27 protein-coding genes are annotated in these 24,066 nt (G+C 65.1%); 13 read left to right on the forward strand and 14 right to left on the reverse strand.

The genetic code is table 11. From position 1 onward, the window contains the following. Window positions 1–17: 17 nt before the first annotated feature. The 4 genes from BVG12_RS12935 to BVG12_RS35095 all read left to right on the forward strand — a co-directional run bounded on the left by BVG12_RS12935 (window position 18) and on the right by BVG12_RS35095 (window position 3,103). Window positions 18–995, forward strand: coding sequence for a PQQ-binding-like beta-propeller repeat protein (locus tag BVG12_RS12935; RefSeq protein ID WP_083684995.1), 978 nt, complete (start codon window positions 18–20; stop codon window positions 993–995). Window positions 996–1,073: 78 nt separating this feature from the next. Beyond that, entirely contained in the window at window positions 1,074–1,736 is a 663-nt protein-coding gene (locus BVG12_RS12940; protein ID WP_075792739.1) for a response regulator, read from the forward strand. Window positions 1,737–1,754: 18 nt separating this feature from the next. After that, window positions 1,755–2,219, forward strand: coding sequence for a sensor histidine kinase N-terminal domain-containing protein (locus BVG12_RS35090; RefSeq protein ID WP_229503870.1), 465 nt, complete (start codon window positions 1,755–1,757; stop codon window positions 2,217–2,219). 23 nt (window positions 2,220–2,242) lie between these two features. Next, the gene (locus BVG12_RS35095) at window positions 2,243–3,103 is read left to right on the forward strand and encodes an ATP-binding protein (RefSeq protein ID WP_229503871.1); all 861 of its coding nucleotides are present in this window, start codon (window positions 2,243–2,245) and stop codon (window positions 3,101–3,103) included. On the opposite strand, the gene BVG12_RS12950 is transcribed toward BVG12_RS35095, so the two are convergent. Further along, window positions 3,100–3,690, reverse strand: a complete 591-nt coding sequence (locus BVG12_RS12950; RefSeq protein ID WP_169926813.1) for an SRPBCC family protein — start codon at window positions 3,688–3,690, stop codon at window positions 3,100–3,102. The two genes, BVG12_RS35095 and BVG12_RS12950, sit on opposite strands and share 4 nt — an antisense overlap. Before the next feature lie 262 nt (window positions 3,691–3,952). Here BVG12_RS12950 and mutS point away from each other — a divergent pair, with 262 nt between their 5' ends. Together mutS and BVG12_RS12960 are read left to right on the forward strand one after the other, a co-directional pair. Then, complete coding sequence (gene mutS, locus BVG12_RS12955; RefSeq protein WP_156895624.1) at window positions 3,953–6,565, forward strand: DNA mismatch repair protein MutS; 2,613 nt, start codon at window positions 3,953–3,955, stop codon at window positions 6,563–6,565. 2 nt (window positions 6,566–6,567) lie between these two features. Then, entirely contained in the window at window positions 6,568–7,563 is a 996-nt protein-coding gene (locus tag BVG12_RS12960; RefSeq protein WP_229503872.1) for a hypothetical protein, read from the forward strand. A 401-nt stretch (window positions 7,564–7,964) separates the two neighbouring features. On the opposite strand, the gene BVG12_RS12965 is transcribed toward BVG12_RS12960, so the two are convergent. Further along, on the reverse strand, window positions 7,965–8,507 hold the full coding sequence (locus BVG12_RS12965) for an FKBP-type peptidyl-prolyl cis-trans isomerase (protein ID WP_075792742.1): 543 nt from the start codon (window positions 8,505–8,507) through the stop codon (window positions 7,965–7,967). Window positions 8,508–8,586: 79 nt separating this feature from the next. Here BVG12_RS12965 and BVG12_RS12970 point away from each other — a divergent pair, with 79 nt between their 5' ends. The 3 genes from BVG12_RS12970 (at window position 8,587) to BVG12_RS12980 (ending at window position 10,738) form a co-directional block, all read left to right on the forward strand. Continuing rightward, on the forward strand, window positions 8,587–9,708 hold the full coding sequence (locus BVG12_RS12970) for a cupin domain-containing protein (protein ID WP_075792743.1): 1,122 nt from the start codon (window positions 8,587–8,589) through the stop codon (window positions 9,706–9,708). A gap of 2 nt (window positions 9,709–9,710) precedes the next feature. Beyond that, entirely contained in the window at window positions 9,711–10,190 is a 480-nt protein-coding gene (locus BVG12_RS12975) for a DUF7931 domain-containing protein (RefSeq protein WP_075792744.1), read from the forward strand. A 275-nt stretch (window positions 10,191–10,465) separates the two neighbouring features. Continuing rightward, window positions 10,466–10,738 (forward strand): hypothetical protein, encoded by a 273-nt coding sequence (locus BVG12_RS12980; protein WP_075792745.1) that lies wholly within the window; start codon window positions 10,466–10,468, stop codon window positions 10,736–10,738. 129 nt (window positions 10,739–10,867) lie between these two features. Here the strand turns inward: BVG12_RS12980 and bamC are convergent, their stop codons facing one another. From bamC to BVG12_RS13025, 9 genes are all read right to left on the reverse strand, one after another. Continuing rightward, window positions 10,868–11,983, reverse strand: coding sequence for an NlpB/DapX family lipoprotein (bamC, locus tag BVG12_RS12985; protein ID WP_179966262.1), 1,116 nt, complete (start codon window positions 11,981–11,983; stop codon window positions 10,868–10,870). Between the two features lie 32 nt (window positions 11,984–12,015). Next, on the reverse strand, window positions 12,016–12,912 hold the full coding sequence (gene dapA / locus BVG12_RS12990; protein WP_075792746.1) for a 4-hydroxy-tetrahydrodipicolinate synthase: 897 nt from the start codon (window positions 12,910–12,912) through the stop codon (window positions 12,016–12,018). Window positions 12,913–13,013: 101 nt separating this feature from the next. After that, window positions 13,014–13,568 (reverse strand): class I SAM-dependent methyltransferase, encoded by a 555-nt coding sequence (locus BVG12_RS12995; RefSeq protein WP_075796346.1) that lies wholly within the window; start codon window positions 13,566–13,568, stop codon window positions 13,014–13,016. A gap of 2 nt (window positions 13,569–13,570) precedes the next feature. Beyond that, entirely contained in the window at window positions 13,571–14,773 is a 1,203-nt protein-coding gene (locus BVG12_RS13000; protein ID WP_075792747.1) for a tryptophan--tRNA ligase, read from the reverse strand. Between the two features lie 7 nt (window positions 14,774–14,780). Then, window positions 14,781–15,374, reverse strand: a complete 594-nt coding sequence (locus BVG12_RS13005; RefSeq protein WP_307189112.1) for a site-2 protease family protein — start codon at window positions 15,372–15,374, stop codon at window positions 14,781–14,783. 105 nt (window positions 15,375–15,479) lie between these two features. After that, window positions 15,480–16,103, reverse strand: coding sequence for an L-threonylcarbamoyladenylate synthase (locus BVG12_RS13010; RefSeq protein WP_075792749.1), 624 nt, complete (start codon window positions 16,101–16,103; stop codon window positions 15,480–15,482). Then, window positions 16,100–16,999, reverse strand: a complete 900-nt coding sequence (htpX, locus tag BVG12_RS13015) for a protease HtpX (protein ID WP_075792750.1) — start codon at window positions 16,997–16,999, stop codon at window positions 16,100–16,102. The genes BVG12_RS13010 and htpX overlap by 4 nt, the downstream gene beginning before the upstream one ends. A 253-nt stretch (window positions 17,000–17,252) precedes the next feature. After that, window positions 17,253–18,092: a 3',5'-nucleoside bisphosphate phosphatase gene (locus tag BVG12_RS13020; RefSeq protein ID WP_075792751.1), complete on the reverse strand. Its 840-nt coding sequence runs from the start codon at window positions 18,090–18,092 to the stop codon at window positions 17,253–17,255. Window positions 18,093–18,133: 41 nt separating this feature from the next. After that, window positions 18,134–19,012, reverse strand: coding sequence for an alpha/beta fold hydrolase (locus tag BVG12_RS13025; protein WP_075792752.1), 879 nt, complete (start codon window positions 19,010–19,012; stop codon window positions 18,134–18,136). Between the two features lie 143 nt (window positions 19,013–19,155). Between BVG12_RS13025 and BVG12_RS13030 the strand changes: the two genes are divergently transcribed. The 4 genes from BVG12_RS13030 to BVG12_RS13045 all read left to right on the forward strand — a co-directional run bounded on the left by BVG12_RS13030 (window position 19,156) and on the right by BVG12_RS13045 (window position 22,043). Further along, window positions 19,156–19,680, forward strand: coding sequence for a gamma carbonic anhydrase family protein (locus tag BVG12_RS13030; RefSeq protein ID WP_075792753.1), 525 nt, complete (start codon window positions 19,156–19,158; stop codon window positions 19,678–19,680). Between the two features lie 3 nt (window positions 19,681–19,683). Then, window positions 19,684–20,640: an Hsp33 family molecular chaperone HslO gene (gene hslO, locus BVG12_RS13035; protein ID WP_075792754.1), complete on the forward strand. Its 957-nt coding sequence runs from the start codon at window positions 19,684–19,686 to the stop codon at window positions 20,638–20,640. Window positions 20,641–20,754: 114 nt separating this feature from the next. Then, the gene (locus BVG12_RS13040; RefSeq protein ID WP_075792755.1) at window positions 20,755–21,240 is read left to right on the forward strand and encodes a Dps family protein; all 486 of its coding nucleotides are present in this window, start codon (window positions 20,755–20,757) and stop codon (window positions 21,238–21,240) included. A 377-nt stretch (window positions 21,241–21,617) separates the two neighbouring features. Next, a complete protein-coding gene (locus BVG12_RS13045; RefSeq protein WP_075792756.1) occupies window positions 21,618–22,043 on the forward strand; it encodes a PAAR domain-containing protein in 426 nt (141 codons plus the stop codon). A 15-nt stretch (window positions 22,044–22,058) separates the two neighbouring features. On the opposite strand, the gene BVG12_RS13050 is transcribed toward BVG12_RS13045, so the two are convergent. From BVG12_RS13050 to eno, 3 genes are all read right to left on the reverse strand, one after another. Next, window positions 22,059–22,337, reverse strand: coding sequence for a helix-turn-helix domain-containing transcriptional regulator (locus tag BVG12_RS13050; protein ID WP_075792757.1), 279 nt, complete (start codon window positions 22,335–22,337; stop codon window positions 22,059–22,061). Then, a complete protein-coding gene (ftsB, locus tag BVG12_RS13055) occupies window positions 22,334–22,678 on the reverse strand; it encodes a cell division protein FtsB (RefSeq protein WP_075792758.1) in 345 nt (114 codons plus the stop codon). Before ftsB ends, BVG12_RS13050 begins: the two co-directional genes overlap by 4 nt. Before the next feature lie 68 nt (window positions 22,679–22,746). After that, window positions 22,747–24,033 carry a phosphopyruvate hydratase gene (gene eno, locus BVG12_RS13060; RefSeq protein ID WP_075792759.1) on the reverse strand — a complete coding sequence of 429 codons (1,287 nt, stop codon included), beginning with the start codon at window positions 24,031–24,033 and terminating at the stop codon, window positions 22,747–22,749. Between the last annotated feature and the right edge of the window lie 33 nt (window positions 24,034–24,066).

Genomic DNA, 24,066 nt, shown 5'->3' on the forward strand with positions numbered 1-24,066 from the left:
GTCCATATGGAGAAACCGTGAAACCTGTCCTGATCAAACCGTTCCTCGTCGGCGCCGCGCTGGCGGCCTGCCTGTCCTCGGCCGCCGCCGCGGAGCCCGTCCACTACGCTGTGCAACAGCGCTGGGACCTCGGCCCGGCAACGCGCTGGGATTACCTCGCGCTCGACACCCAGCGCAACCGGCTGTTCGTCACGCGCGGCGACCGGGTGCAGGTGCTCGACGCCGCCAGCGGCAAGCCGGTCGGCGAGATTCCAAATACGGCCGGCGTGCACGGCGTGGCATTCGCGCAGGACCTCAAGCTCGGCTTCACCAGCAACGGCCGCGCCAACAGCATCACCGTGTTCGACCTCAATACGTTGCAGGTCAAGGGCGACTGGAAGGTGGCAGGCGCCAATCCGGACGCGATCCTGTACGCCCCCGCCACCCGCAAGCTGTATACGTTCAACGGCAAGAGCCAGGACGTGAGCGTGTTCGATGCCGCGAGCGGCAAGCCGATCGCCACGATCGCGGTCGGCGGCAAGCCGGAATTCGCGGCCACCGACGGCAAACGCGTCTACGTGAACGTCGAGGACAAGAACGAGATCGTTGCGATCGACGCAGAGACCGACCACGTGCTGGCGCACTGGCCGCTGGCCGGCTGCGACGAACCGAGCGGACTGGCGCTGGACAGCGCGCACGCGCGGCTGTTCTCGGTATGCGGCAACCGCGCGATGATGGTCACCGACAGCGCGAGGGGCAAGGTGGTGGCGCACATCGCGATCGGCGACCATCCGGACGCGGCATATTACGATCCCGGTACCGCCACGGTGTTTTCCTCCAATGGCGCGGGCACGCTGAGCGTGGTGCGCCAGCTGGACGCCGACCGTTACGCGCCCGCGGTCGAGGTGCCGACTGCGAAGGGCGCGCGCACCATGGCGTTCGATCCGGCGAGCGGTCGGGTGTACCTGCCGACCGTCGTCGACAAAACGTTCACGATGGTGGTGGTCGGCCCATGAGCGCGCGGTTTGCGGTAAGCTGGCGGCGCGATTTCCGAGGTGTTCCATGACTAATTCACGCTCCCGCGACAACCACCCATGCGCCTGCTGCTGATCGAGGACGACCCGATGATCGGCGACAGCATCGCCGAAGGCCTGCGCGCGGAACGCTATGCGCTCGACTGGGTGCAGGACAGCGGGGCCGCCCAGCTGGCGCTGGTGACGGACGTCTACGACCTGTTGTTGCTCGACCTCGGCCTACCGGGCCGAGACGGCCTCGACGTGCTGCGCCAGTACCGCGCCCGCGGCGGCCAGGCACCGGTCCTGATCATCACGGCGCGGGACAGCACCGCCGACCGCGTGCAGGGACTGGACGGCGGTGCCGACGATTACCTGGTCAAACCGTTCGATCTGGAAGAGTTGTTCGCGCGGGTACGTGCGCTGCTCAGGCGCGGCGCCGGCCGCGCGCAACCTGACATCGTGCACCGCGGCGTGACCTTGCGCCTGACCGCGCACGAGGCCCTGCTCGACGGGAAGCCGTTACCGTTGTCGGCGCGCGAATTCGCGCTGCTGGCCGCGTTGCTCGACCCGCCCGGACGCGTCATGTCGAAGGCATTGCTGGAACAGAAGCTGTACGGCTGGAACGAGGAGGTCGAGAGCAACACTGTGGACGTGTACGTGCACCGCCTGCGCAAGAAGCTCGGCGCGGATTTCATCAGGAACGTGCGCGGCGTGGGCTACCTGGCGCCGCTGGCTTCATGAAGACCGCATGAGGATCCCATGAGGACAATCCGCAGCCAGCTGCTGCTCGGCCTTTTGGGCGGGACCCTGACCTGCACCCTCGTGGCCGGTGGCGCCATCTACTTCAAGGTCCTGGAAGAATCCAACGAACTGTTCGACTACCAGCTGCGCCAGATGGCGACGACGCTGCCGACCACGCAGGCTGGTTTGCCGGCGCGGCACGAGCATGGCGATCCCGAGGAAGAGGTGGTGATCCAGGTCTGGGACCGGTCCGGGCGGCTCGGCTACGTCTCGACCACCGCACATGTCCTGCCAGCCGCGTCACGGCCCGGCTACGCGACACTGACCAGCAACGACGATACGTGGCGCGTGTACCTCGCCGAGCGCGGCGGCGACAGGGTACAGGTGGCGCAATCCGTGTCGGCGCGTGAAGAACTCGCGGCGCGGCTGGCGTTGCGCTCGCTGCTCCCGTTCCTGGTCATGCTGCCGATACTGGGGGGCTGATCTATGCCGTCGTGGGGCGCAGCTTGAAACCCTTGACCCGGCTCGCGCAAGCGCTGGGCCGCCGGTCGCCGAGCGACCTCCAGCCACTTGCCGAGCGGGACGAGCCGCCAGAGCTCAGGCCCGTCGTCGCGGCAATGGACGACCTGCTGCTACGGCTCGACCATGCATTGCACAGCCAGCGCACCTTCGTGGCGGACGCGGCGCATGAGCTTCGTACGCCGCTGACCGCCCTGCAGCTGCAGTTGCAACTGGCAGAGCGCGCTGGTGACGACGAACAGCGCGCAGCCGCCTTCACCAAGCTGCATCAGCGCCTCGATCGCGCCATCCATCTGGTGCAGCAGTTGCTCACTGCGGCGCGGCAGGAAGGCGGCACGGGCGAGGCGGCCCAGGTACCGGTCAATCTGCTAGAAGTGGCGCGTGCCTGCATCGGGGAGCGCTACGACCAGGCCAGCGCGAAGAATATCGACCTGGGGATCGTCGAGGCCGAGGCGGATCTCGATGGTCCGTGCCTGCCCGGAAACGCCGATGGTCTGCGTATCCTGATCGGCAACCTGCTCGACAATGCGTTGCGCTACACTGCGCCGGGCGGCCGTATCGACGTGACCGTCGCGCAAACCGAGCGGGAGATCGTGCTGCAGGTGGCCGATGACGGAATCGGCATCGCGCCTACGGAGCGGGCACGGGTGTTCGACCGGTTTTATCGGGGCGCGGGGCATGCCGAATGGGGCAGTGGGCTAGGCCTGTCGATAGTGCGCAGCGTCGCGAATGCCCATCAAGCCACTGTGGCACTTTGCGACGGACCGACAGGGCGTGGGCTATTGGTGACGGTGCGCTTTAGTATGCCTGACAAGACCGTCGGCGTCGGATCGACTAATCGGAGTTAGTCACCTGCGCCGGCAGATTGTTTGCGGCGGAGCATCTCCAAACGCAGGCTTTCCAGATCCTTTTGAATACGGGATGCGATGGCCGTATCGGCGATCCCGAATGGTAGCCAGTATCCCATGGTCGCCTTGCTGTCGTAGGTGACGACTGTTTGTCCATTCGACTCCTGAAGGGATGTCGTGACGTCGCCCTGCTTGACACTGCCCGACACGACATGCGAGACGAGTCTCGTGCCTGGAAAAAGCTCGACACGTCTCACGTATTCGAACGGGATGCTAAACCAACCGAATCGCACCTTGCCGGATTGCCGGACCAGCATGCTGTCTTCCGTACGCGATAAAATGCGGCTCTCGTCCAGGTCGGCCAGGAAGTCCGTCATATGGTCATAGTCGGTCAGGACGGCATATGCCTGCCGGGCGCTGACCGGCACCGCAAATTGCGCATGAGCGGTGACGACATCACCATGCCGGCTCACCTTGACCTGCATATCTTCCTCGAGGCGTGCGGCACGGCTGCCAACCGGCGTGGCCAACAGCAAGACAAGGGACAAAGCCCGGCATGCGGGTCGGAGGTCGATAGAAAATGACATGTGCGGGCACGCGGCGAAGGAACACGAGCATATTAGACCACGTTGGCTGAATCCCATGCCCTTCCATCCGCTGGCCTTAGCGGTACAATGACGGCCTTGTCCTGGTTGGCGCCCTGCCCGGCCGATACTTTTCTGAATTATGACTGTCCCACACGAAATTCACGCCGCCATGGCGAATAGCATTGCTGCACAGCCATCGGCCGAAAAACACACGGCTATCAATCCGCAGGGTGTGAAGCCTGGGAAAAGCCCCTTCTCTCCTATGATGCAGCAATACCTCAGCATCAAGGCCGACTACCCCACGATGCTCGTCTTCTACCGGATGGGCGACTTCTACGAGCTGTTCTTCGAGGACGCCGAGAAGGCCGCGCGCATTCTGGGCATCACGCTGACGGCGCGCGGCAGCTCGGGTGGCAATCCGATCAAGATGGCGGGCGTGCCCTTCCACTCGCTCGATCCCTACCTCGCCAAGCTGGTGAAACTGGGCGAGTCGTGCGCGATTTGCGAACAGATCGGCGATCCGGCGCTGAGCAAAGGTCCCGTCGAGCGCAAGGTCGTGCGCGTCGTCACGCCGGGGACGCTGACGGATGCCGATCTGCTGCCCGAAAAGGCCGAGCGTCCCCTGCTCGCCGTGTGCACGGTCACGACGCGCAAGGTGGTCACGACCGGTCTCGCATGGATGTCGCTGGCGAGCGGCGCATTGAAGCTGATGGAATTCGCGGGCGACGCGCGCACGGCCGCGACCCGCCTGACCCAGGAACTGGAACGCATCGCGCCGGCCGAAGTGCTGCGCGCGGATGGCGGCGCGGATCTGTTCGAAGAGTCGCCGGTCGGCCACACGGCGCGCGTACCGGAATGGCATTTCGACGTCGTGCACGGCCACAAGGCGCTGCTCGACCAGTTGGGCGTCGCCACGCTGTCCGGCTTCGGTGCGGACGGTCTCGGCGCCGCGTTCGGCGCGGCCGGCGCGCTGCTGCGCTATGCCCAGGCGACGCAGGGCCGCGGCCTGCAGCACGTGAAGAGTCTCGCCGTCGAATCGGAGAGCGAATTCATCGGCCTCGATGCGTCCACGCGCCGCAATCTCGAATTGACCGAGACGATCCGCGGCCACGAATCGCCCACGCTGTTTTCTCTGCTGGACGGCTGCCGCACGGCGATGGGGTCGCGCCTGCTGCGCCACTGGCTGCATCACGCGAAGCGCGATCAGCGCGTGGCCCGTGCGCGTCACGAGGCGATCGAGGCGCTGGCCCAGCGCGACGCCATGCAGGACTTGTCCGCGACGCTCGCGCACGTGCCGGACATCGAACGCATCACGACGCGCATCGCGCTCTTGAGCGCGCGTCCGCGCGATCTCGCCAGCCTGCGCGACGGCCTGAAACAGCTGCCGGCCCTGCGCGAGCAGGTGGCGCGCTGCTTTATCCCGGGCGACTCGTGCCTGCTGCGCGACATCGTCGATGCCATCGCGATTCCCGAGGCGTGCGCCGACCTGCTTCAGCGTGCCATCGCGACGGAGCCGGCCGCGATGGTGCGCGACGGCGGCGTGTTCGCGCGCGGCTTCGATGCGGAGCTCGACGAGCTGCGCGCGCTGTCCGAGAACGCCGGCCAGTTCCTCGTCGACCTGGAGGCGCGCGAGCGCGCACGCACGGGCATCGCCAACCTGCGCGTCGAGTACAACCGCGTGCACGGCTTTTATATCGAGGTCACGAACGGCCAGGCCGACAAGGTGCCGGACGATTACCGCCGCCGCCAGACGCTGAAGAACTGCGAGCGCTACATCACGCCCGAACTGAAGGCGTTCGAAGACAAGGCCTTGTCCGCGCAGGACCGGGCGCTGGCGCGCGAGAAGCTGCTGTACGACCTGCTGCTGGCCGACCTCGCGCCGCACATCGTCTGCCTGCAGCGCATCGCATCCGGCATCGCGCAGCTCGACACGCTGACCGCCCTCGCCGCCCACGCCACGCGCAACAACTGGTGCATGCCGCAGCTGGTCGAGGAACCATGCCTGACGATCGTCGAAGGCCGCCATCCGGTCGTCGAAAACCAGATCGAACGCTTCATCGCCAACGACTGCAAACTGTCGAACGACCGTCGCCTGCTGTTGATCACCGGTCCGAACATGGGCGGCAAGTCGACGTTCATGCGCCAGGTCGCGCTGATCACGCTGCTGGCCTATGTCGGCAGCTACGTGCCGGCGACGAGCGCGACGATCGGCCCGATCGATCGCATCTTCACGCGCATCGGCGCGTCGGACGACCTGGCGGGCGGCCGCTCCACGTTCATGGTGGAGATGACGGAATCGGCCACGATCCTGAACGGCGCGACCGAGCACTCGCTGGTACTGATGGATGAAGTGGGCCGCGGCACGTCGACGTTCGACGGCCTCGCGCTCGCGTGGGCCATCGCGCGCCACCTGATCGAGACGAGCCGCAGTTTTACCCTGTTCGCCACGCACTACTTCGAACTGACGCAGCTGCCGGAACAGAATCCGAGCGCGGCCAACGTGCACCTGTCGGCCGTCGAGCACAAGGACAGCATCGTGTTCCTGCACGCCGTGCAGGACGGTCCCGCGTCGCAGAGCTACGGCCTGCAGGTCGCGCAGCTCGCGGGCGTGCCGCCTGGCGTGATCCGCGCCGCGCGCAAGCACCTGGCGCGGCTGGAAGCGCAGGCGCTCGATGCGACGCCGCAGCTCGATCTGTTCGCGCCGGCGCCGTGCGACGAGTCCGAAGCGGACACCGAAGCCGCGGCGCCGGCAGCAGTGCCGCAGTCGGCCGAATCGCCCGCACTGGCGCTGTTGGACGCCATCGATCCGGATGCCCTGAGCCCGCGCGAAGCGCTCGAACGCTTGTACGAGCTCAAGCGCCTGGCCTCGGCCTGACGATGCAGCGGCTGTCGATACAGCGGCTGTCGATACAGCGGCTGTCGATACAGCGGCGCCGTTCGTACGCCCTGTTCGCTCTCCTCTGCGCCCTCGCGGGCGGCGCCCATGCGGACGGGCGCGACGAGGACGGCCACCGCTTCGCCATCGTCGGCCACGGTTTCACGGACGGCGGCGAAAAGCGCCTCAGGGAGGCGCTGCGCGACAACGACGACAATGCCGTCGCCTTCCTCGTCGTCACGGGCATCAAGGGCGCGAACGAACCCTGCTCGGACAAGCTGTACCAGAAGCGGCGCGAGCTGATCGACGAGGCGCGCCGGCCCGTCGTCGTGCTGCCGGCCGGCAGCGACTGGGCCGAGTGCCGGAACAGCGCCGGCCGCTCGAACGCCATCGAGCGCCTGAACCGCATGCGCGAATTGTTCTACGGCGAGCCGAACACGCTCGGCGAACGCAAGCTCGCGCTGACGCGCCAGTCGATGAGCCCGCGCTTTCGCAGCTATGCGGAAAATGCCCACTGGTCGGTCGGCAAGGTACTGTACGCGACCGTCAACATGCCTGCCAATAACAACCACTACCTGAACGAAGCCGGCCGCAACAGCGAGTACGAGGACCGGCTCGTCGCGAACCGGTTCTGGCTGAACCGGCTGTTCGCCATCGCCAGGCGCGACAAGCTCGAAGCGGTCGTCCTGTTTTCCGAAGGGGACGTCAAGGCGCTCTCGCAGCCGACGGGCCTGCGCGCCCTGCTGCGCAGCGCCGTGCCGGACAACGACGGCTTCGCGGAACCGCGGCGGCTGATCATGTCGCTGGCGCAGAAATTCCCGGGCAAGGTGCTGCTGGTGGACGGCACGCGCGTGCGCGCGAAGCCGGTGATCGAATGGCACGGCAATGTCGGCCATCTGGCGGCCGGCGCGGATGCGCTGGAAGTGGTCGTCGATCCGGGAACGAAGACCCTGTTCAAGGTCGATTCCCGTAAGGTGGAGGCCGCGAAAGACCAGTGACCAGGTCGCGGTGACTCTGGCCGACACAAATGAACGTCGTCCCCGCGATGCGCACCAGCGTCCGGAATGAAATTCGAAAAAAGTTACGTCATTCCCGCGAAAGCGGGATTAGTGCCCCCGGCACTATTCCCCCCATGCTGAGCCGCAGAATTCTGTACGTCAAAGGTACCGTAGTCTCGTACACGGACTGACGTCGGCACTTCTGCATGGGGGAACAGCCCGGCGGGCCGTTCCCCCTTTCGCGGGAGCGACGGCTTTTACCTATGAAAGTCATATTGCGCGGGTGGAATTATTCCGGACACCAGTGCGCGCATGCGGGGACCCAGGCTTTGGGTCCGAAGCCGAATGCATCGGGTTCCCGCCAAGGGCCGCCCGGGCCGGGAACGACGAGCTAACGATGCTTACTGCAGCGGCTGGCTGCGGAAGTGATCGCCCTCTTCGCTGTCCCCGATGTCGTCGTGGCCGTGATCGTGGCCATGGGCCCCGTGCACGTGGCCGTGCGCGATCTCTTCCGGCGTTGCCGCGCGGACGTCGATCACGGACAGGTCGAAGCGCAGGGCCATGCCGGCCAGCGGGTGATTGCCGTCGAGGACGACCTTGTCGTCGGCGATTTCGGTGACGGTGAAGATAACCGGCTCTTCCTCGCTGCCCTCGGCCACGCCTTCGAACTGCATGCCGACTTCGATCGGCTCCGGGAGGCGGTTGCGTTCTTCGACCTTGACCAGGTTCGGATCGTAGTCGCCGAACGCGTCTTCCGGCTCGATCTGGATGGTCGACGTGTAACCCACGTCCTTGCCGTCCAGCTCTTCTTCGATCTTGGGCAGCGTGTTTTCGTAGCCACCGTGCAGGTAGACCATCGGCTGGGCGCCGTCTTCGATCAGGTTGTTCTGGGCGTCGGACAGTTTATAGTTCACCGACACAACCGTGTTCTGGGCAATCTTCATTGCACTTCCTTTCGTGGGTAAGGTTGCGATTATAACCCTACCACCGGTTTGCCCCGCCCGGCGCTGGTTATAATGACGCATGCAAAAATTACAGCTCCTCGGGAACATCACCCCCGCCCAGTTCCTCCGCGATTACTGGCACAAGAAACCTCTGCTGATCCGTCAGGCGATCCCCAATTTCAAGCCGCTGCTCAAGTTCGAGAAGCTGGCCGAACTGGCGACTTTGAACCACGTGGAGTCGCGCCTCGTCACGCTGGCCGATGGCCAATGGGACATGCAGCAGGGCCCGCTGGCCGAACTGCCGCCGCGCACCCAGCGCGAATGGACCATGCTCGTCCAAGGCGTCAACCTGCACGACCCCAAGGCGGACGCCCTGCTGCGCCAGTTCCGCTTCGTGCCGGACGCGCGCCTGGACGACCTGATGGTCAGCTATGCGACGGACGGCGGCGGCGTCGGCCCGCACTTCGATTCCTACGACGTGTTCCTGCTGCAGGCGCAAGGAACCCGCCGCTGGCGCATCGGCGCACAGCAGGACCTGACGCTCGTCGACGGCCTGCCGCTGAAGATCCTGGCCAATTTCGAGCCCGAGGAAGAATTCGTGCTGGAACCGGGCGACATGCTGTACCTGCCGCCGCACTACGCCCACGACGGCGTGGCCGAGGGCGAATGCATGACGTATTCGATCGGCTTCCGCTCGCCGTCGTTCCAGGAGCTGGGCGAAGCTTTCCTGCAGTTCATGGCCGACTCGATCGACCTGCCGGGCCGCTATGCCGATCCGGGCCTGCAGCCCGCGAAGAACCCGGCCGAGATCCCGCGCGACATGCTGGCGACCATTACCGAAGAACTCAACAAGGTACGCTGGGACGAGGAAGACGTGACGATCTTCCTGGGCGAATATCTGTCCGAGCCCAAGCACAACGTGTTCTTCACGCCGGTGGCGAAGCCGCTGACGGTGGGCCGCTTCATGGAGCAGGCCGCGAAGAAGGGCCTCAAACTGTCGCCCAAGACGCTGATGCTCTACCGCGGCAAGCACGTGTTCATCAACGGCGAATCGTTCGCCGTCGGGCGCGCGGACAAGACCGTGCTGGATGTGCTCGCCAACGAGCGCGGCTTGGGCGGCGCCCTGCTCGACCGGGCGTCGGACGACGTGCTGGAAGCGCTGTACACCTGGTACCAGGACGGCTGGTTGGAGCTCGCCTGATCATGACCGCGCCCTCGCTTCTGCCCTTCGACACCCGCGCCGCGTTCCAGCAGCAGCTCGGCGAGGCGATGGCGCGGGCGCGGTCGACGCTCGACATGTTCGATCCCGATGTTTCCCTGTTCCGGCTGGGCGCGCCGGACGTCGATGCGGTCTTGCGCCGCTTCCTGCACGGCGGCGGCCGACTGCGCCTGGCGCTGCACGAGACGTCGCACCTGGAGCGCGACGCGCCGCGCTTCCTGCGCCTGCTCAAGGATTATGCGCACGGCATCGAATGCCGCCGGACGCCGCGCGCGCTGCGCGACCTCACGGATTCGTTCTGCATCGCGGACGATCTGCACATCGTGCGGCGTTTCCACAGCCATCATATGCGCGGTGAAGCCGCATTTGACGCACCGCAACAAACCGAGGTATCGCGTCTGCGTTTCGAGGCGATTTGGGCAGAATCGCAGCCTGGTCTGCGGACCAGTGTTACCGGACTGTAAGTACGTACTATGCGTCATTTCTCCTATGAGAATTGGCGCACGGACATGCCATGTGGCATTGCAAGAAAATGCACGTTACCCGTTCTGGCAACTGTTACGTCTTGACACGACTTTTCTATTGCGATTCAGTAAATTTGGCTATAATATCGGGTTAGGAAGGTTCCGTTGTCTGTAGGCACTTTTTCCAAAGTATACAAACAAGAGAATTCCTGACGAGCGATAATTACCGGTAATTATTCATCGCACCACCCTTTTGAATTAATTAAGGAAAAACCATGAAAAAATCTCTGCTGATCGTTTCCCTGCTGGCTGTTGCCCTGGCTGCTTGCTCGAAGAAAGAAGAAGCTCCGGCCGCTGCTCCGGCTGCTCCGGCTGCTGAGACCGCCCCGGCTGCTGCTCCGGCCGCTCCGGCTGCTGACGCTGCCGCTACCCCGGCTGCTCCGGCCGCTGCTGAAGCTGCTGCTTCGGCCGCTTCGGCTGCTGCTTCGGCTGCTTCGGCTGCTGCTGAAGCCGCTTCGGCTGCTGCTGCTCCGGCTGCTTCGAAGTAATTCGAACCGCCCGATTGAAAAAACCGGCCCGCGGGCCGGTTTTTTTACGTCCGCGGTTTTGTTTATCCATACGCGGATAAAAAAACCGGCCTCGCGGGCCGGTTTTTTCATGCGCTGACGAATACGGGTTTATTTCAACTCGTCCGCCAGCAGCTTGAGGATCTTGGCGCCGGTCGGCGACGTCTCCGGCTTGCCGTCGTTCGTCTGGACGGTCACGTCGGTCGACGTCGCGCCCTGCACGGTCGAGACGAGCACGCGGTACTTCTGCGCTTCCTTGTTCTTGTCGTCGCCACCGAACAGCTTGCTGAAGAAGCCTTCCTTCTTGACGGCGTCCGGATCGACGTAGCGCACGTAGTAGATGCCTTGCACGCGGTCGCGGTCTTCCACCGTGAAGCCGACGCGGTCCAGCGCCAGGCCGACGCGGCGCCATGCGCGGTCGAAACCTTCGTCGACGACGACCTTGTTGCCTTCCAGCTTGGCGTGCTGCGCTTCCAGCGGGGCGTTCGTCACGAACGAGGTCGCTTCCTTGACCTTGGTGCCGGTCAGCTGGGCCATCAGGCGGCTCAGGAATTCGGCTTCCAGTTCCGGGTCGTTCGGACGCGCGGTCCACGTCGTCGTTTCCTTCTGCGGACCGGTCAGCACTTCCTCGGCGCCGCGGTGGCTGATGTAGATCTCGGTCGTGCCGTCGGGACGGCGCTCGAGGCGGGTGCGGAACTTGTCGCGCTCGCCCGTCGAATAGGCGGAATCGAACACCTTGCCGATGGTGCGGCGGATGAAGTCCTGCGGGATCTTGGCGCGGTTCTCGGCCCAGTTGGTTTCCATGATGCCGGTCTGTGGCGACTCGGTCTCGACGGTGAAACCCGAGTTATGCCAGAACTCCAGCAGTTGCGGCCACAGCTGTTCCGGGGTCTCCTTGACCACGAGCCAGCGCTGGTTGCCGTTACGCTCGATGCGGATGGTGTCGGTCGGCACCTGGCCGATCTGTTCGCCGGATGCGGCCGCGACGACCGGATTGGCGCCGCGCTGCTGCTGGAAGCCGGACGCCGTGGCGACGCCGCGGCCATCCGGCACGGCGTAGCGGTTGTCTTTCTGCAGCTGGGTCAGGTCGGGCGGAATATCCAGCGGTGCCGCCTTCTTGGAAGCCTTGTAGTCCACCTTGTCCGATTCGAACACGGTCGTGCACGCGGCCAGGCTGAACGCGATGGCGGTCAGCGCCACGGTGCGGGCTGCGGTGGAGGTCATCATCTTGCGATTCGTCATATCGTTAAAGCTGGTAATCAAAGGACGCCGGAGGCGCGCAGGGCCGCGCGGACGGTGTCGTGGTATTGCGCGGCCAGCGGGGCCAGCGGCATGCGGAGGCCGGCGGGCATCTTGCCCATCTCGGCCAGTGCCCATTTCACCGGCACCGGGTTCGGCTCGACGAACAGCTTGCTGTGCAGTTCCAGCACGCTGTTGTTGATCTCGATCGCGCGGGCGTTCTGGCCGCTCAGCGCGGCCTTGCACATCTCGGCCATCGCGCGCGGGGCCACGTTCGCGGTCACCGAGATGTTGCCGGCGCCGCCGCACAGCATCAGCGCCAGCGCGCTCGCGTCGTCGCCCGAGAACACGCCGAACGATTTGCCCTTGCCGGCGAACGAACGGTCGATGTCGCGCAGCAGTTCGATGCCGCGGGCCAGATTGCCGGTCGCGTCCTTGATGCCGACGATGTTGTCGATGGCGGCCAGGCGCAGCACGGTCTCGTTGCTCATGTCGGCCACGGTGCGGCCCGGCACGTTGTACAGGATCACCGGCAGGTCGGTCGATTCGGCGATCGCCTTGAAGTGGCGATACATGCCTTCCTGCGACGGACGGTTGTAATACGGGACGACCTGCAGCGAGGCGTCGGCGCCGACTTCCTTGGCGTGGCGGGTGAGTGCGATCGCTTCGACCGTCGAATTGCCGCCCGTGCCGGCGATGACCGGGATGCGGCCGGCGATGTGGTCGACGGTCAGCTTGATCAGTTCGCAGTGCTCTTCCGGGCTCACGGTGGCCGACTCGCCAGTGGTACCGACGATGCAGATCGCGTCCGTACCTTCCGCCACATGCCAGTCGAGGAGTTTGCGCAGGCTGTCCCTGTCCAAACTTCCATCCTCGAACATCGGAGTGACGATTGCTACTATGCTGCCCTTAATCATAATCAGTGGACCGTGCCGTTAATAAATAAATGTCGATTGTAGCGGATAGCCTGGCGTTATGGTTCATTCCACACCATATAAATGGCGTGGTTACAGGTTGGTTACATATCCAGTCTGACCCCGCCCGGATCGAACGCCGGACCCGCCGCGCACAGCCGCTGGACGCGGGCCGGACGGGGCGTGTCGACGCTGCCGTCCTCGTACGCCAGCACGCGCAGGCCGTGGCGCAGTGCGACGTCCAGCAGCTCGCCCGGCGCCAGCAGGAATGCCGGATTCGACGGCTTGCCGAAGCGTTCGTTCCCGAGCGCGAAGGTTTCGTAGACGAGGATCCCGCCGGGCGCCAGCGCCTGCGCCAGGTGCGCGAACAGCGGCCGGTACAGGTAGTTCGTGACGACGATGCCGGCAAAGCGTCCGGGCGCGAACGGCCAGACGCTGCCCTCTTCTTCCAGGTCGTGCTGCAAGGTCGTGATGCCGGGCCCCGCCGCCTGCGCCAGCGCTTGCCCATCGCGGTCGACGGCCAGCACGGGGTGGCCGAGCGCCGCCAGCAGGCGCGCGTGACGTCCGCCGCCGCAGGCCAGATCGAGCACCTCGCCCGATGGCATCTGCGGCGCCCAGCGGGCGACCCACGCCGATGGATTGTCGCCCGCGCCGTGCATCATCACGAGTACGACAGCCCCATGACTTCGCGCACGTCGCGCATCGTTTCCTGCGCCAGCTTGCGTGCCTTCTCGCAGCCGTCGGCGACGATCGCGCGCACGAGCGACGGGTCGTCGATGTATTGCTGCGCGCGCTCGTGCATCGGTTCCTGCTCGGCCAGCACGGCTTCCACGACGGGCTGCTTGCATTCGAGGCAGCCGATGCCGGCGCTCGTGCAACCCTTCATGACCCATTCCTTCGTGTTCGGATCGGAATAGACTTCGTGCAGCTGCCACACGGGGCACTTCAGCGGATCGCCCGCGTCGCTGCGGCGCACGCGTGCGGGGTCGGTCGGCATCGTGCGGATTTTCTTGGTGACGGATGCTGGATCCTCGCGCAGCGAAATCGAGTTGCCGTAGCTCTTGGACATCTTGCGGCCATCGAGGCCCGGCAGGCGCGACGCCTCCGTCAGCTTCACTTGCGGCTCGACGAGGATGATCTTGCGGCTGCCTTCGAGGTAGCCGAACAGGCGCTCGCGGTCGATGTTCGACAGGCTGCCCGCTTCGTCCAGCATGGCCTGCGCCTGTTCCAGAGCGGCCTCGATGCCCTCCTGCTGGTACGCGGTGCGCAGTTCCAGGTACAGCTTGGCACGCTTGCTGCCCAGCTTTTTGACGGCTTCCAGCGCCTTCTGTTCGAAGCCCGGTTCCTTGCCGTACAGGTGATTGAAGCGCCGCGCGATCTCCCGCATCATCTCGATGTGCGGGACCTGGTCTTCGCCGACCGGCACCTGCGTGGCGCGGTAGATCAGCACGTCGGCCGCCTGCAGCAGCGGGTAGCCGAGGAAGCCATAGGTGGCGAGGTCGCGGTTGGCCAGGTTCTCGATCTGGTCCTTGTACGTCGGCACGCGCTCGAGCCAGCCGAGCGGCGTGGCCATCGACAGCAGCAGGTGCAGTTCCGCATGCTCCGGCACTTTCGACTGGATGAAGATCGTGGCCTGGGCCGGGTCGATGCCGGCCGCCAGCCAGTCGATCACCATGTCCCACGTGCTCTTCTCGATGATGGTCGGGTCGTCGTAGTGCGTGGTCAGCGCGTGCCAGTCGGCCACGAAGAACAGGCAAGGCAGTTCGGACTGCATGCGGATCCAGTTCTTCAGGGCCCCATGGTAGTGGCCAAGGTGCATCAGCCCGGTCGGGCGCATGCCGGAAACGACACGGTCGGGAAACATAGCGGTATCAGGTCAGGAGAATGGTCAGGGGATAGACGATCAGGTGCAGCAGCAGGTTCGCGACGATGCCGATCCAGTACAGCCACGGGCCGATCAGGTGCAGGAAGATCAGCGCCAGCAGGATGATGAAACCGTACGGCTCCAGGCGCGCGTACTGGAACGCGGCCTTGTGCGGCAGGAGGCTGAACAGCACGCGCCCGCCGTCCATCGACGGGATCGGCAGCAGGTTGAAGGCCATCAGCCACAGGTTCGTCTGGATACCCGCCTTGGCGACGAGGTGCGGGAAGTCTTCCTGCACGCCGAAATACTGCAGGAAGATCGCGATCACGAGCCACATCAGGGCCATCAGGAAATTCGCGCCGGGACCGGACAGTGCCACCCACGCCATGTCGCGCTTCGGGTGGCGCATCTGGCCGTAGTTGATCGGCAGCGGTTTCGCATAGCCGAACACGAACCCGGACATCAGGTACATCACGACCGGAATGACGATGGTGCCGATGGGATCGATATGGGCCAGCGGATTGAAAGTGGTGCGTCCGGCGGCGTGGGCGGTGTTGTCTCCGAAGCGCTTCGCGGCGAATGCCTGGGCGGCATCGTGCATCGTGAGCGCAAAGAGGACAGGCAGTGCATATACTGCCAGATTGCGTATGAGTTCATCCATAAACCGTGATTCTATCAGAGCGCGCGGCCATGACGGCCGTGGCCGCTAGAGGCCGAACGCGGCCGGGTCGCCGCGGCCCTCGCGCACGAGCTCCGCCTCGGGTCCGGTGAGGTCGACGATGGTGGTGGGTTCGAGCGTGCCGGCACCGCCGTCGATCACGAGCTCGATCTGCTTGTCCAGGCGCTCGCGCACCTCGTCCGGGTCGGACAGCATCTGGTCGTCGCCCGGCAGTTGCAGGGTCGTGCCGATCAGCGGTTCGGCCAATTCTTCCAGCAGCGCCAGCAGGATCGCGTTTTCCGGCACGCGGATGCCGATCGTCTTGCGCGACGGGTGCGACAAGCGCCGCGGCACTTCCTTCGTCGCTTCCAGAATCACCGTGTACGGTCCCGGCGTGACGGCTTTCAGCTGCCGGTACTGGCGGTTGTCGACGCGGGCATACGTCGCGATCTCGGACAGGTCGCGCACGAGCAGGGTCAGATGATGCTTTTCGTCGACGCCGCGGATGCGCCGCAGTTTTTCGACGGCCGCCTTGTCGTCCAGGCGGCAGACGAGCGCATAGGCGGAATCGGTGGGCGCGGCGACGATGCCGCCGGACTGGATGATCTGGGCGGCCTGGCGGATCAGCCGGGCCTGCGGATTCTGCGGATGGACTTCGAAATATTGGGTCATCGCGCGAGCCCCGTCTGGCGCAGGGCTTGCAGGGCCGCGATGCGTTCTTCCATCGGCGGGTGCGTGGCGAACAGCGCGCCCCAGCCGCTGCCGTGGCCGGAAATGCCCGACGCCGCCATCGACTGCGGCAGCGCCCCCGGCTGCAGGCCACCGAGGCGCGCGAGCGCATGCTGCATCGGCATGGCACTGCCCAGCAGCTGGGCCGAGCCGGCGTCGGCACGGAATTCGCGCTGGCGCGAGAACCAGGCGACGATGATGGACGCCACGAGGCCGAACAGGATCTCGCACACGAACACGGTGATCGCGTAGCCGAAGCCCGGCCCGCGCTCGTCGTCGCCGCGCCGGAACACGGCGTTGTCGACAAAGTAGCCGACGACGCGCGCGAGGAACACGACGAAGGTATTCACCACGCCCTGGATCAGGGTCAGCGTGACCATGTCGCCGTTGGCCACGTGCGCGATCTCGTGGCCCAGCACGGCCTCGACTTCCTCGCGGTTCATGTTGGCGAGCAGGCCCGTCGACACGGCCACCAACGCGGAATTTTTGAACGCACCCGTCGCGAACGCATTCGGCTCGCCGTCGTACACGGCCACTTCCGGCATGCCGATGCCGGCGCGCTGGGCGAGGTTGCTCACCGTATTCAACAGCCACTGTTCGGTGGCATTGCCCGGCTGCTCGATGACGCGTGCGCCGGTCGACCATTTTGCCATCGGTTTGCTCATCAACAGCGACACGATGGAACCCGTGAAGCCGACGATGAGCGAAAACACGAGCAGCGCCCCGACGTTGATCCCGTGTCCGCCGACAGGACGTCCCACGCCGAGGACGTTCAGCACGACCGACAGCACGAGCACGACGGCGAGGTTGGTGGCGAGGAACAGCAGTATGCGCTTCATGGGGGGACGGTCTCCGGCCGGGTTCAATATCAGTCGGACAAGATAAGGGCGGAATGCCAAAAATTCAAGCGGCTGTCCGCAAACGTCATTCCCGCGAAAGCGGGAACAGTCCGCCGGGCTGTTCCCCCATGCCGGGCATCCCACGTCTCGATCGCCAGCGGTTCGCGGATTGATCGACTTCGGTCACTCAGCATGGCCCCCCGCCCGCGCGGGGAGTCGTTTCCGGCAATGCCGGGAACGACGGTGCTAGCGCTTAAAACCAATCATGCCAAACCGGCACCACCCCACTGGGCAACGGCGGCAACTGGTCGAACTCCACCCGCGCCTCCCCCGGCGCATGGAAATCCGTCCCGCGCGACGCGAGGAAACCGTAGCGGCGCGCCGCCTCGGCATACGTCGCGTACTGGTCCGGCGTATGGCTGCCCGTGACGACCTCGATGGCGTTGCCACCGAGCTGCTTGAACTCGTCGAACAGCGCGCCCTCGGCGGTGGCGTCGAAGCGGTAGCGGCCCGGGTGCGCGATCACGGCGACGCCGCCGGCGGCGCGGATCCAGCCCATCGCGTCGGCCAACGTGGCCCAGCGGTGCGGCACATAGCCCGGCTTGCCTTCCGTGAGGTAGCGGCGGAACACTTCGGAGGTCGTCGAGCACGCGCCGATCTCGCAGATATAGCGCGCGAAGTGGGTGCGCGACAACAGGTCCGGGTTGCCGACGTATTTCAGCGCGCCTTCGTAGGCGTTCGGGATGCCGGCCTTGTCGAGCTGCGCGGCGATCTCGCGCCCGCGCGCGTCGCGCCCGTGGCGCGTGGCGGCCAGGCCCTGCACGAGGACCGGATTGTCTTCGTCGATCTGCAGGCCGACGACGTGCACGGTCTCCCCTGCCCACGTGACGGAAATTTCCACGCCGGGCACGAAGCGCATGCCCAGTTCCGTCGCCTTCGCCCGCGCGGCCTTGATGCCGCCAATCTCGTCGTGATCCGTCAGCGCCCACGCGTCGACGCCGCCCTTGCGGGCATACGCGGCCACGGCGGCAGGTGGCAGCACGCCGTCGGAGACGTTGGAGTGGCAGTGGAGATCGACTTTCATGAGCAGCATCCGGACCTAGGTATCTTTGCGAAATACCATTGTACGCGGTGTCAGGACGCCAGGAAGTCCTCGATCATGCGCGCCAGCATTTCCGGCTGATCGTGATGCAGCATATGCCCCGCGTCAGGCATCATGCGCGGCGTGACCTTCGCCAGCTGGGCCAGCCGGCGGTCGACCTCGTGGCGGGCGTCTTCCTTCGGCCCCATCCAGCGCCACATGTCCGTGTGCTCGGCCTCGACCCACAGCACGGGCGCCGTGATGCGGCGCCAGCACGCGAGCACTTCTTCCACCTGGTACAGCAGCGGCCCCGGCATCTTGTGCGCCGGATCGCCCAGGATTTCCCATTCGCCCTGCGCGTTCTGCGCGGACCAGTGCCGCGCGAGGAACGCCGCGCGCTGCGCCGGCAGGCGCGGATTGGTCTTCTGCAGGCGCGCGGCCACCTCTTCCAGGCTGGCGTAGCCGCGCATGACGGGCGGCGTCTTCACTTCGTCCAGCCACTTGGCGTAGCGGCCGGGGGCCTGCGCGGGCTGCGTCGCCGGCAGCCCGAAGCCTTCCAGGTTGATGAGCTTCGCAATCCGTGCCGGGCGGATGCCCGCATACACGCTCACGATGTTGCCGCCCATGCTGTGCCCCAGCAGGTTCACCGGTGCATCCGGCGAATAATGGTCGAGAATGGCTTCCAGGTCGGCGAAGTAGTCCGGGAACCAGTACGTATCGTTGCCGGAGCGCTCAGTCAGGCCGAAGCCGCGCCAGTCGTGGGCGATGACGTGCCAGTCGCCCTGCAACGCGTCGACGACGAACTGGAACGACGCGGACATGTCCATCCAGCCATGCGCCATGAACAGCTTGGGCGCGCCCTCGCGGCCCCAGTGACGGACGTGGGTGCGCAGGCCGCGGACGGAGAGGAATTCGGAGCGGGACGGTGTCATGGCGTTTCCTGTCTTGGATTGAAATTAGTACGACCGTTCGCATTATAAGCACGAAGCTTGTAATTCCGCTGGCCAGCCCCATCTGGGCGGCTTATGGGCGCGAAGGCGTAAAATACGGGCATCTCAACCTTCCGCGAGCAACCATGGCGATTTACCAATTGGGCGAGCATGCGCCCGAAATCGATCCTTCGGCTTATATCGCCGATTCGGCGAACCTGATCGGCAAGGTCACGGTCGAGGCGGATGCCTCGGTCTGGTTCGGCGTGACGATCCGCGGCGACAACGAGCGCATCACGATCGGTGCCGGCAGCAACGTGCAGGAAGGCACGGTGATGCACACGGATATGGGCTTTCCGCTCGTGCTCGGCAAGAACGTCACCGTCGGCCACCAGGCGATGCTGCATGGCTGCACCGTCGGCGACGGTGCGCTGATCGGCATCCAGGCGGTGGTGCTGAACGGCGCGAAGATCGGCAAGGGCTGCCTGGTGGGCGCCGGCGCCGTGGTCACCGAAGGCAAGGAATTCCCGGACCATTCGCTGATCCTGGGCGCCCCGGCCAAGGTGGTGCGCACGCTCACGGAAGACGACCTGCTCCGCCTGCAAGGCAATGCCGCCAGCTATGTCGAGCGCGGCAAACGCTTCAAGGCGGAGCTCAAGAAAATCGGATAAAGAATGACGACTGAAACCAGCAAGGACATCCTCCAGAAATTCATCTTCGACAACGCGGCCGTACGCGGCGAGCTCGTCGAGATCTCCAACGCGTGGCGCGAGATCCAGTCGCGCCACGTCTATCCCAAGGCGGTGCGCGCCTTGCTGGGCGAAATGGTGGCCGCGGCGGCCCTGCTGTCCGCCAACCTCAAGTTCAACGGCTCGATCGTGATGCAGATCCACGGCGACGGTCTCGTGAAGCTGCTGGTCGTCGAGTGCGACGCGAACCTGCGCCTGCGCGCCACCGCCAAGCTGAGCGGAGGCGCGGAAGTGCCGGACGACGCGTCCGTCGCCCAGCTGCTGAACCAGCACGGCCGCGGGCGCTTCGTGATCACGCTCGACCCGCTGGACAAGGTCCCGGGCCAGCAGCCGTACCAGGGCGTCGTGCCGCTGGTCGGCGAGGACATCGCGACCATCATCGAAAACTACATGCTGCGCTCGGAACAGATGGACACCAAGCTGTGGCTGGCGGCCGACGAGAACGTCGCGCGCGGCCTGCTGCTGCAAAAGCTGCCGCGCAACAGCGCCGTCGAAGGCCAGGTCAAGCAGGCCAGCGAGGAAGAAGATCTCGAGACGTGGAACCGCGCCGTCATGCTGGGCCAGACGCTGAAGCAGGAAGAGCTGCTCACGACCGACGTGGAAACCCTGCTCAAGCGCCTGTTCTGGGAAGAGACGATCCGCGTGTTCGACCCGCTGCATCCCGAATTCCACTGCACGTGCTCGCGCGAAAAAGTCGCCAACATGCTCAAGATGCTGGGCCAGCAGGAAGTCGAGGCCGCCCTGCACGACCTGGGCGAACTGGGCATCAACTGCGACTTCTGCGGCAAGCACTACGGCTTCGACGCCGTCGACTGCGCGCAGCTGTTCGCCAGCGATACGACGGCCGACGCCGTGGCGCCCGCCTCCAACGTCAAGCACTGAGCGGGGATAGGGAACGTCATCGACGTTCCCTATCAAATTGATTGGAAATATAAACTTCCGCTATTACCGTATCCTGCTAAGCTGTCGCCAATGACAACCTGACAGGAGAACTCGATGAGCAAGATCAATATCGGCATCAGCACGGAAGACCGCGCGAACATCGCCGCCGCGCTGTCGCGCGTCCTGGCCGACAGCTACATGCTGTACCTCAAGACCCATAACTTCCACTGGAACGTGACGGGGCCGATGTTTCAGACGCTGCACATCATGTTCATGGAACAGTACACGGAGCTGTGGAACGCGCTGGACACCATCGCCGAACGCATCCGCGCCCTCGGCCACTTCGCCCCGGGCACGTATGCCCGCTTCGTGGAACTGTCGTCGATCAAGGAAGAAGCCGGCGTGCCGAACGCGCAGGAAATGATCCGCCAGCTGGTCGACGGCCAGGAAGCGCTGATCCGTACCGTGCGCGAAGCCTTCAAGATCGCCGACGATGCCAACGACCAGCCGAGCGCCGGCATGTTGAGCGACCGCATGGAGATCCACGAAAAGAATGCGTGGATGCTGCGTTCCTTCCTCGAAAACGGCCAGGCCGCCTGATTTCCGCTGGCCGGCACGGCCTCGTTCTCCCTTCCTGCGAACCATCAGGTTTCATTCGAGGCCGGGGCCTCGAATGAAACCTGCCCACCATGATGCATGCGGTGTGCTGGCGTCACGCACGGGCACGTGACTGGTGCCCCGCATCAATCACCCGCCCTACGGCCGATGCGGCATCGTCGCTATTGATGACTGGAAGTTAACTTGCGCCCGTGTCGGAATCGTCTGATTCCGGACAAGCGCCATTTTCGACTTGCGCTGCATCAATTGGCATAAATCAACGATACGCTTCAATGTGCTCCGGTGTGCGAACCCGTACGCCCGATACCGGGAATGTGTCGCTGTTTCGCGTCCCGTTTTGCAAACTTTTGGAGAACCGGATGAAATCAGTACTTGCCAATGATGCCGCTTTTGTCGCCAACACAGCCACGACCCAGGGCGTGGACATGCCGCGCAAAGTCATCGCCCGCTACCCGATCGCGACGATCGGCTCGCGCACCCGCCGCGGCGGCGAAGTCGTCCTCGCATCCCAGGGTGAGCCGGCGGACGATTTCCGCATCGCCTGCGTGGGCGACCGGGTGCGCTATCCGGACGGCAGCGAAAGCGTGATCGTGTCGGGCGCCGGCCATGCGTCGACGTATGCGAACCGCCCGATCGCCCTCGTCGGCAGCCACATCGCGAACGGCGACCGCATCGTCGCGCGCGCACAAAGCATCGGAGAAATCGTCGTGGTGGAAGGAGAACCGATTGCCGGCCTGCTGGAGCCGGGCTATGCGCCGCCCGCCGGCATCGGCACGGGCGCCTGACGCGGCGTCGGTCGACTAATTGGGTGCGCCGTCCGCCGGACGGTGCAGGTCGATGACCTTCATGATCGCCAACAAGGTATCGAGGCCCATCTCGCCGCGATTCATTGCGGCGGCGAGCAGTTCGCGCGGCACGCCGGCCGCCGCGGCCAGGTGCGCGAGGCCCTTGGAGCGCGCCACCAGGGACAGGGCCTGCGTCATGGTGTCGGGATCGCCGGCGTCGAACGCATCGGCGAGATAGCTTGCGACGGCGTCGAGCGTGTCGAGCGCCGGCGGCGAAGCATCCGCGGAGGTCATGGCGCCCCCTTCTTGACCTTCGGCGGCGGCGGAGGCGGCGGTTCCGTCATCATGACGGCCGGCTTCTCGTCCTTGCGCAGCACCTGCACGAAGATCTCGTTCGATTTGATCATGCCCAGTTCGTAGCGCGCGCGTTCCTCGACGGCGCCAAGGCCATCCTTCAGGTCGCGCACTTCCGATTCGAGCTTGGCATTGCGTGCCTTGAGCTGTTCGGTCCGGGCGCGCGTCGCCGCCACCTGGGATTCCAGGTCGGCCACGGTCAGCCAGCCGCCCTTCCCCAGCCACAGGGGATACTGAATCAGCAGCAGCAGGGCTGCCAGGGCAAGGGTGATGATGCGCATGAATGAAAACGGCCGGGCGGAATAAAAACACGGGCCCGGCGAACCGGACCCGTATTCATACTACCCGATTACTTCAGGTTATAGAAGGCGTCGCGGCCCGGGTAGCTGGCGATGTCGCCCAGATCTTCCTCGATGCGCAGCAGCTGGTTGTACTTCGCCATGCGGTCCGAACGCGACAGCGAGCCCGTCTTGATCTGCAGGGCGTTCATGCCGACGGCGATGTCGGCGATGGTCGAGTCCTCGGTCTCGCCCGAACGGTGCGAGATCACGGCCGTGTAGCCGGCGCGCTTGGCCATTTCGATGGCGGCGAAGGTTTCGGTCAGGGTGCCGATCTGGTTGATCTTGATGAGGATCGAGTTGGCGATGCCCTTCTGGATGCCTTCCTTCAGGATCTTGGTGTTGGTGACGAACAGGTCGTCGCCCACCAGCTGGACGCGCTTGCCCAGGGCGGCGGTCAGGGTGGCCCAGCCTTCCCAGTCGCCTTCGGCCATGGCGTCCTCGATCGAAACGATCGGGTATTTGTCGCACCAGGTCGCCAGCATGTTGGTGAAGTCCTGGGCCGACAGCTGCAGGCCGCCTTCGCCGGCCAAGACGTACTTGCCGTCCTTGTAGAACTCGCTGGCGGCGCAGTCCAGGCCGATGGCGATGTCCTGGCCGGCCACGTAGCCGGCCTGCTCGATCGCTTGCATGATCAGCTTGATGGCTTCTTCATGGTTCGCGACGGACGGGGCGAAACCGCCTTCGTCGCCGACGGCCGTGTTCAGGCCCTTGCTGTGCAGAATTTTCTTCAGGGTGTGGAACACCTCGGCGCCGTAGCGCACGGCTTCCTTGAACGACGGAGCGCCGACCGGGATGATCATGAATTCCTGGATGTCCAGGTTGTTGTCGGCGTGTGCGCCGCCGTTGATGACGTTCATCATCGGCACCGGCATCTGCATCGCGCCCGAACCGCCGAAGTAGCGGTACAGCGGCAGGCCCGCTTCTTCCGCGGCGGCCTTGGCGACGGCCATGGAGACGGCCAGCATCGCGTTCGCGCCCAGGCGGCTCTTGTTCTCGGTGCCGTCCAGGTCGATCAGGGTGCGGTCCAGGAATGCCTGTTCGTTGGCGTCCAGGCCCATGATGGCTTCGCTGATCTCGGTGTTGATGTTCTCGCAGGCCTGCAGCACGCCCTTGCCGAAATAACGCTTCGGATCGCCGTCACGCAGTTCGATGGCTTCGCGCGAACCGGTCGAGGCACCCGACGGCACGGCGGCACGGCCCATCACGCCGGATTCCAGCAGCACATCGCACTCGACGGTCGGATTGCCGCGCGAGTCGATGATTTCGCGGCCGATGATATCAACGATAGCACTCATGGTAGTTCACTCTCCTGAAATTAATAAATAGCC

The organism is Massilia putida, from assembly GCF_001941825.1.
GTDB lineage: Bacteria > Pseudomonadota > Gammaproteobacteria > Burkholderiales > Burkholderiaceae_D > Telluria > Telluria putida.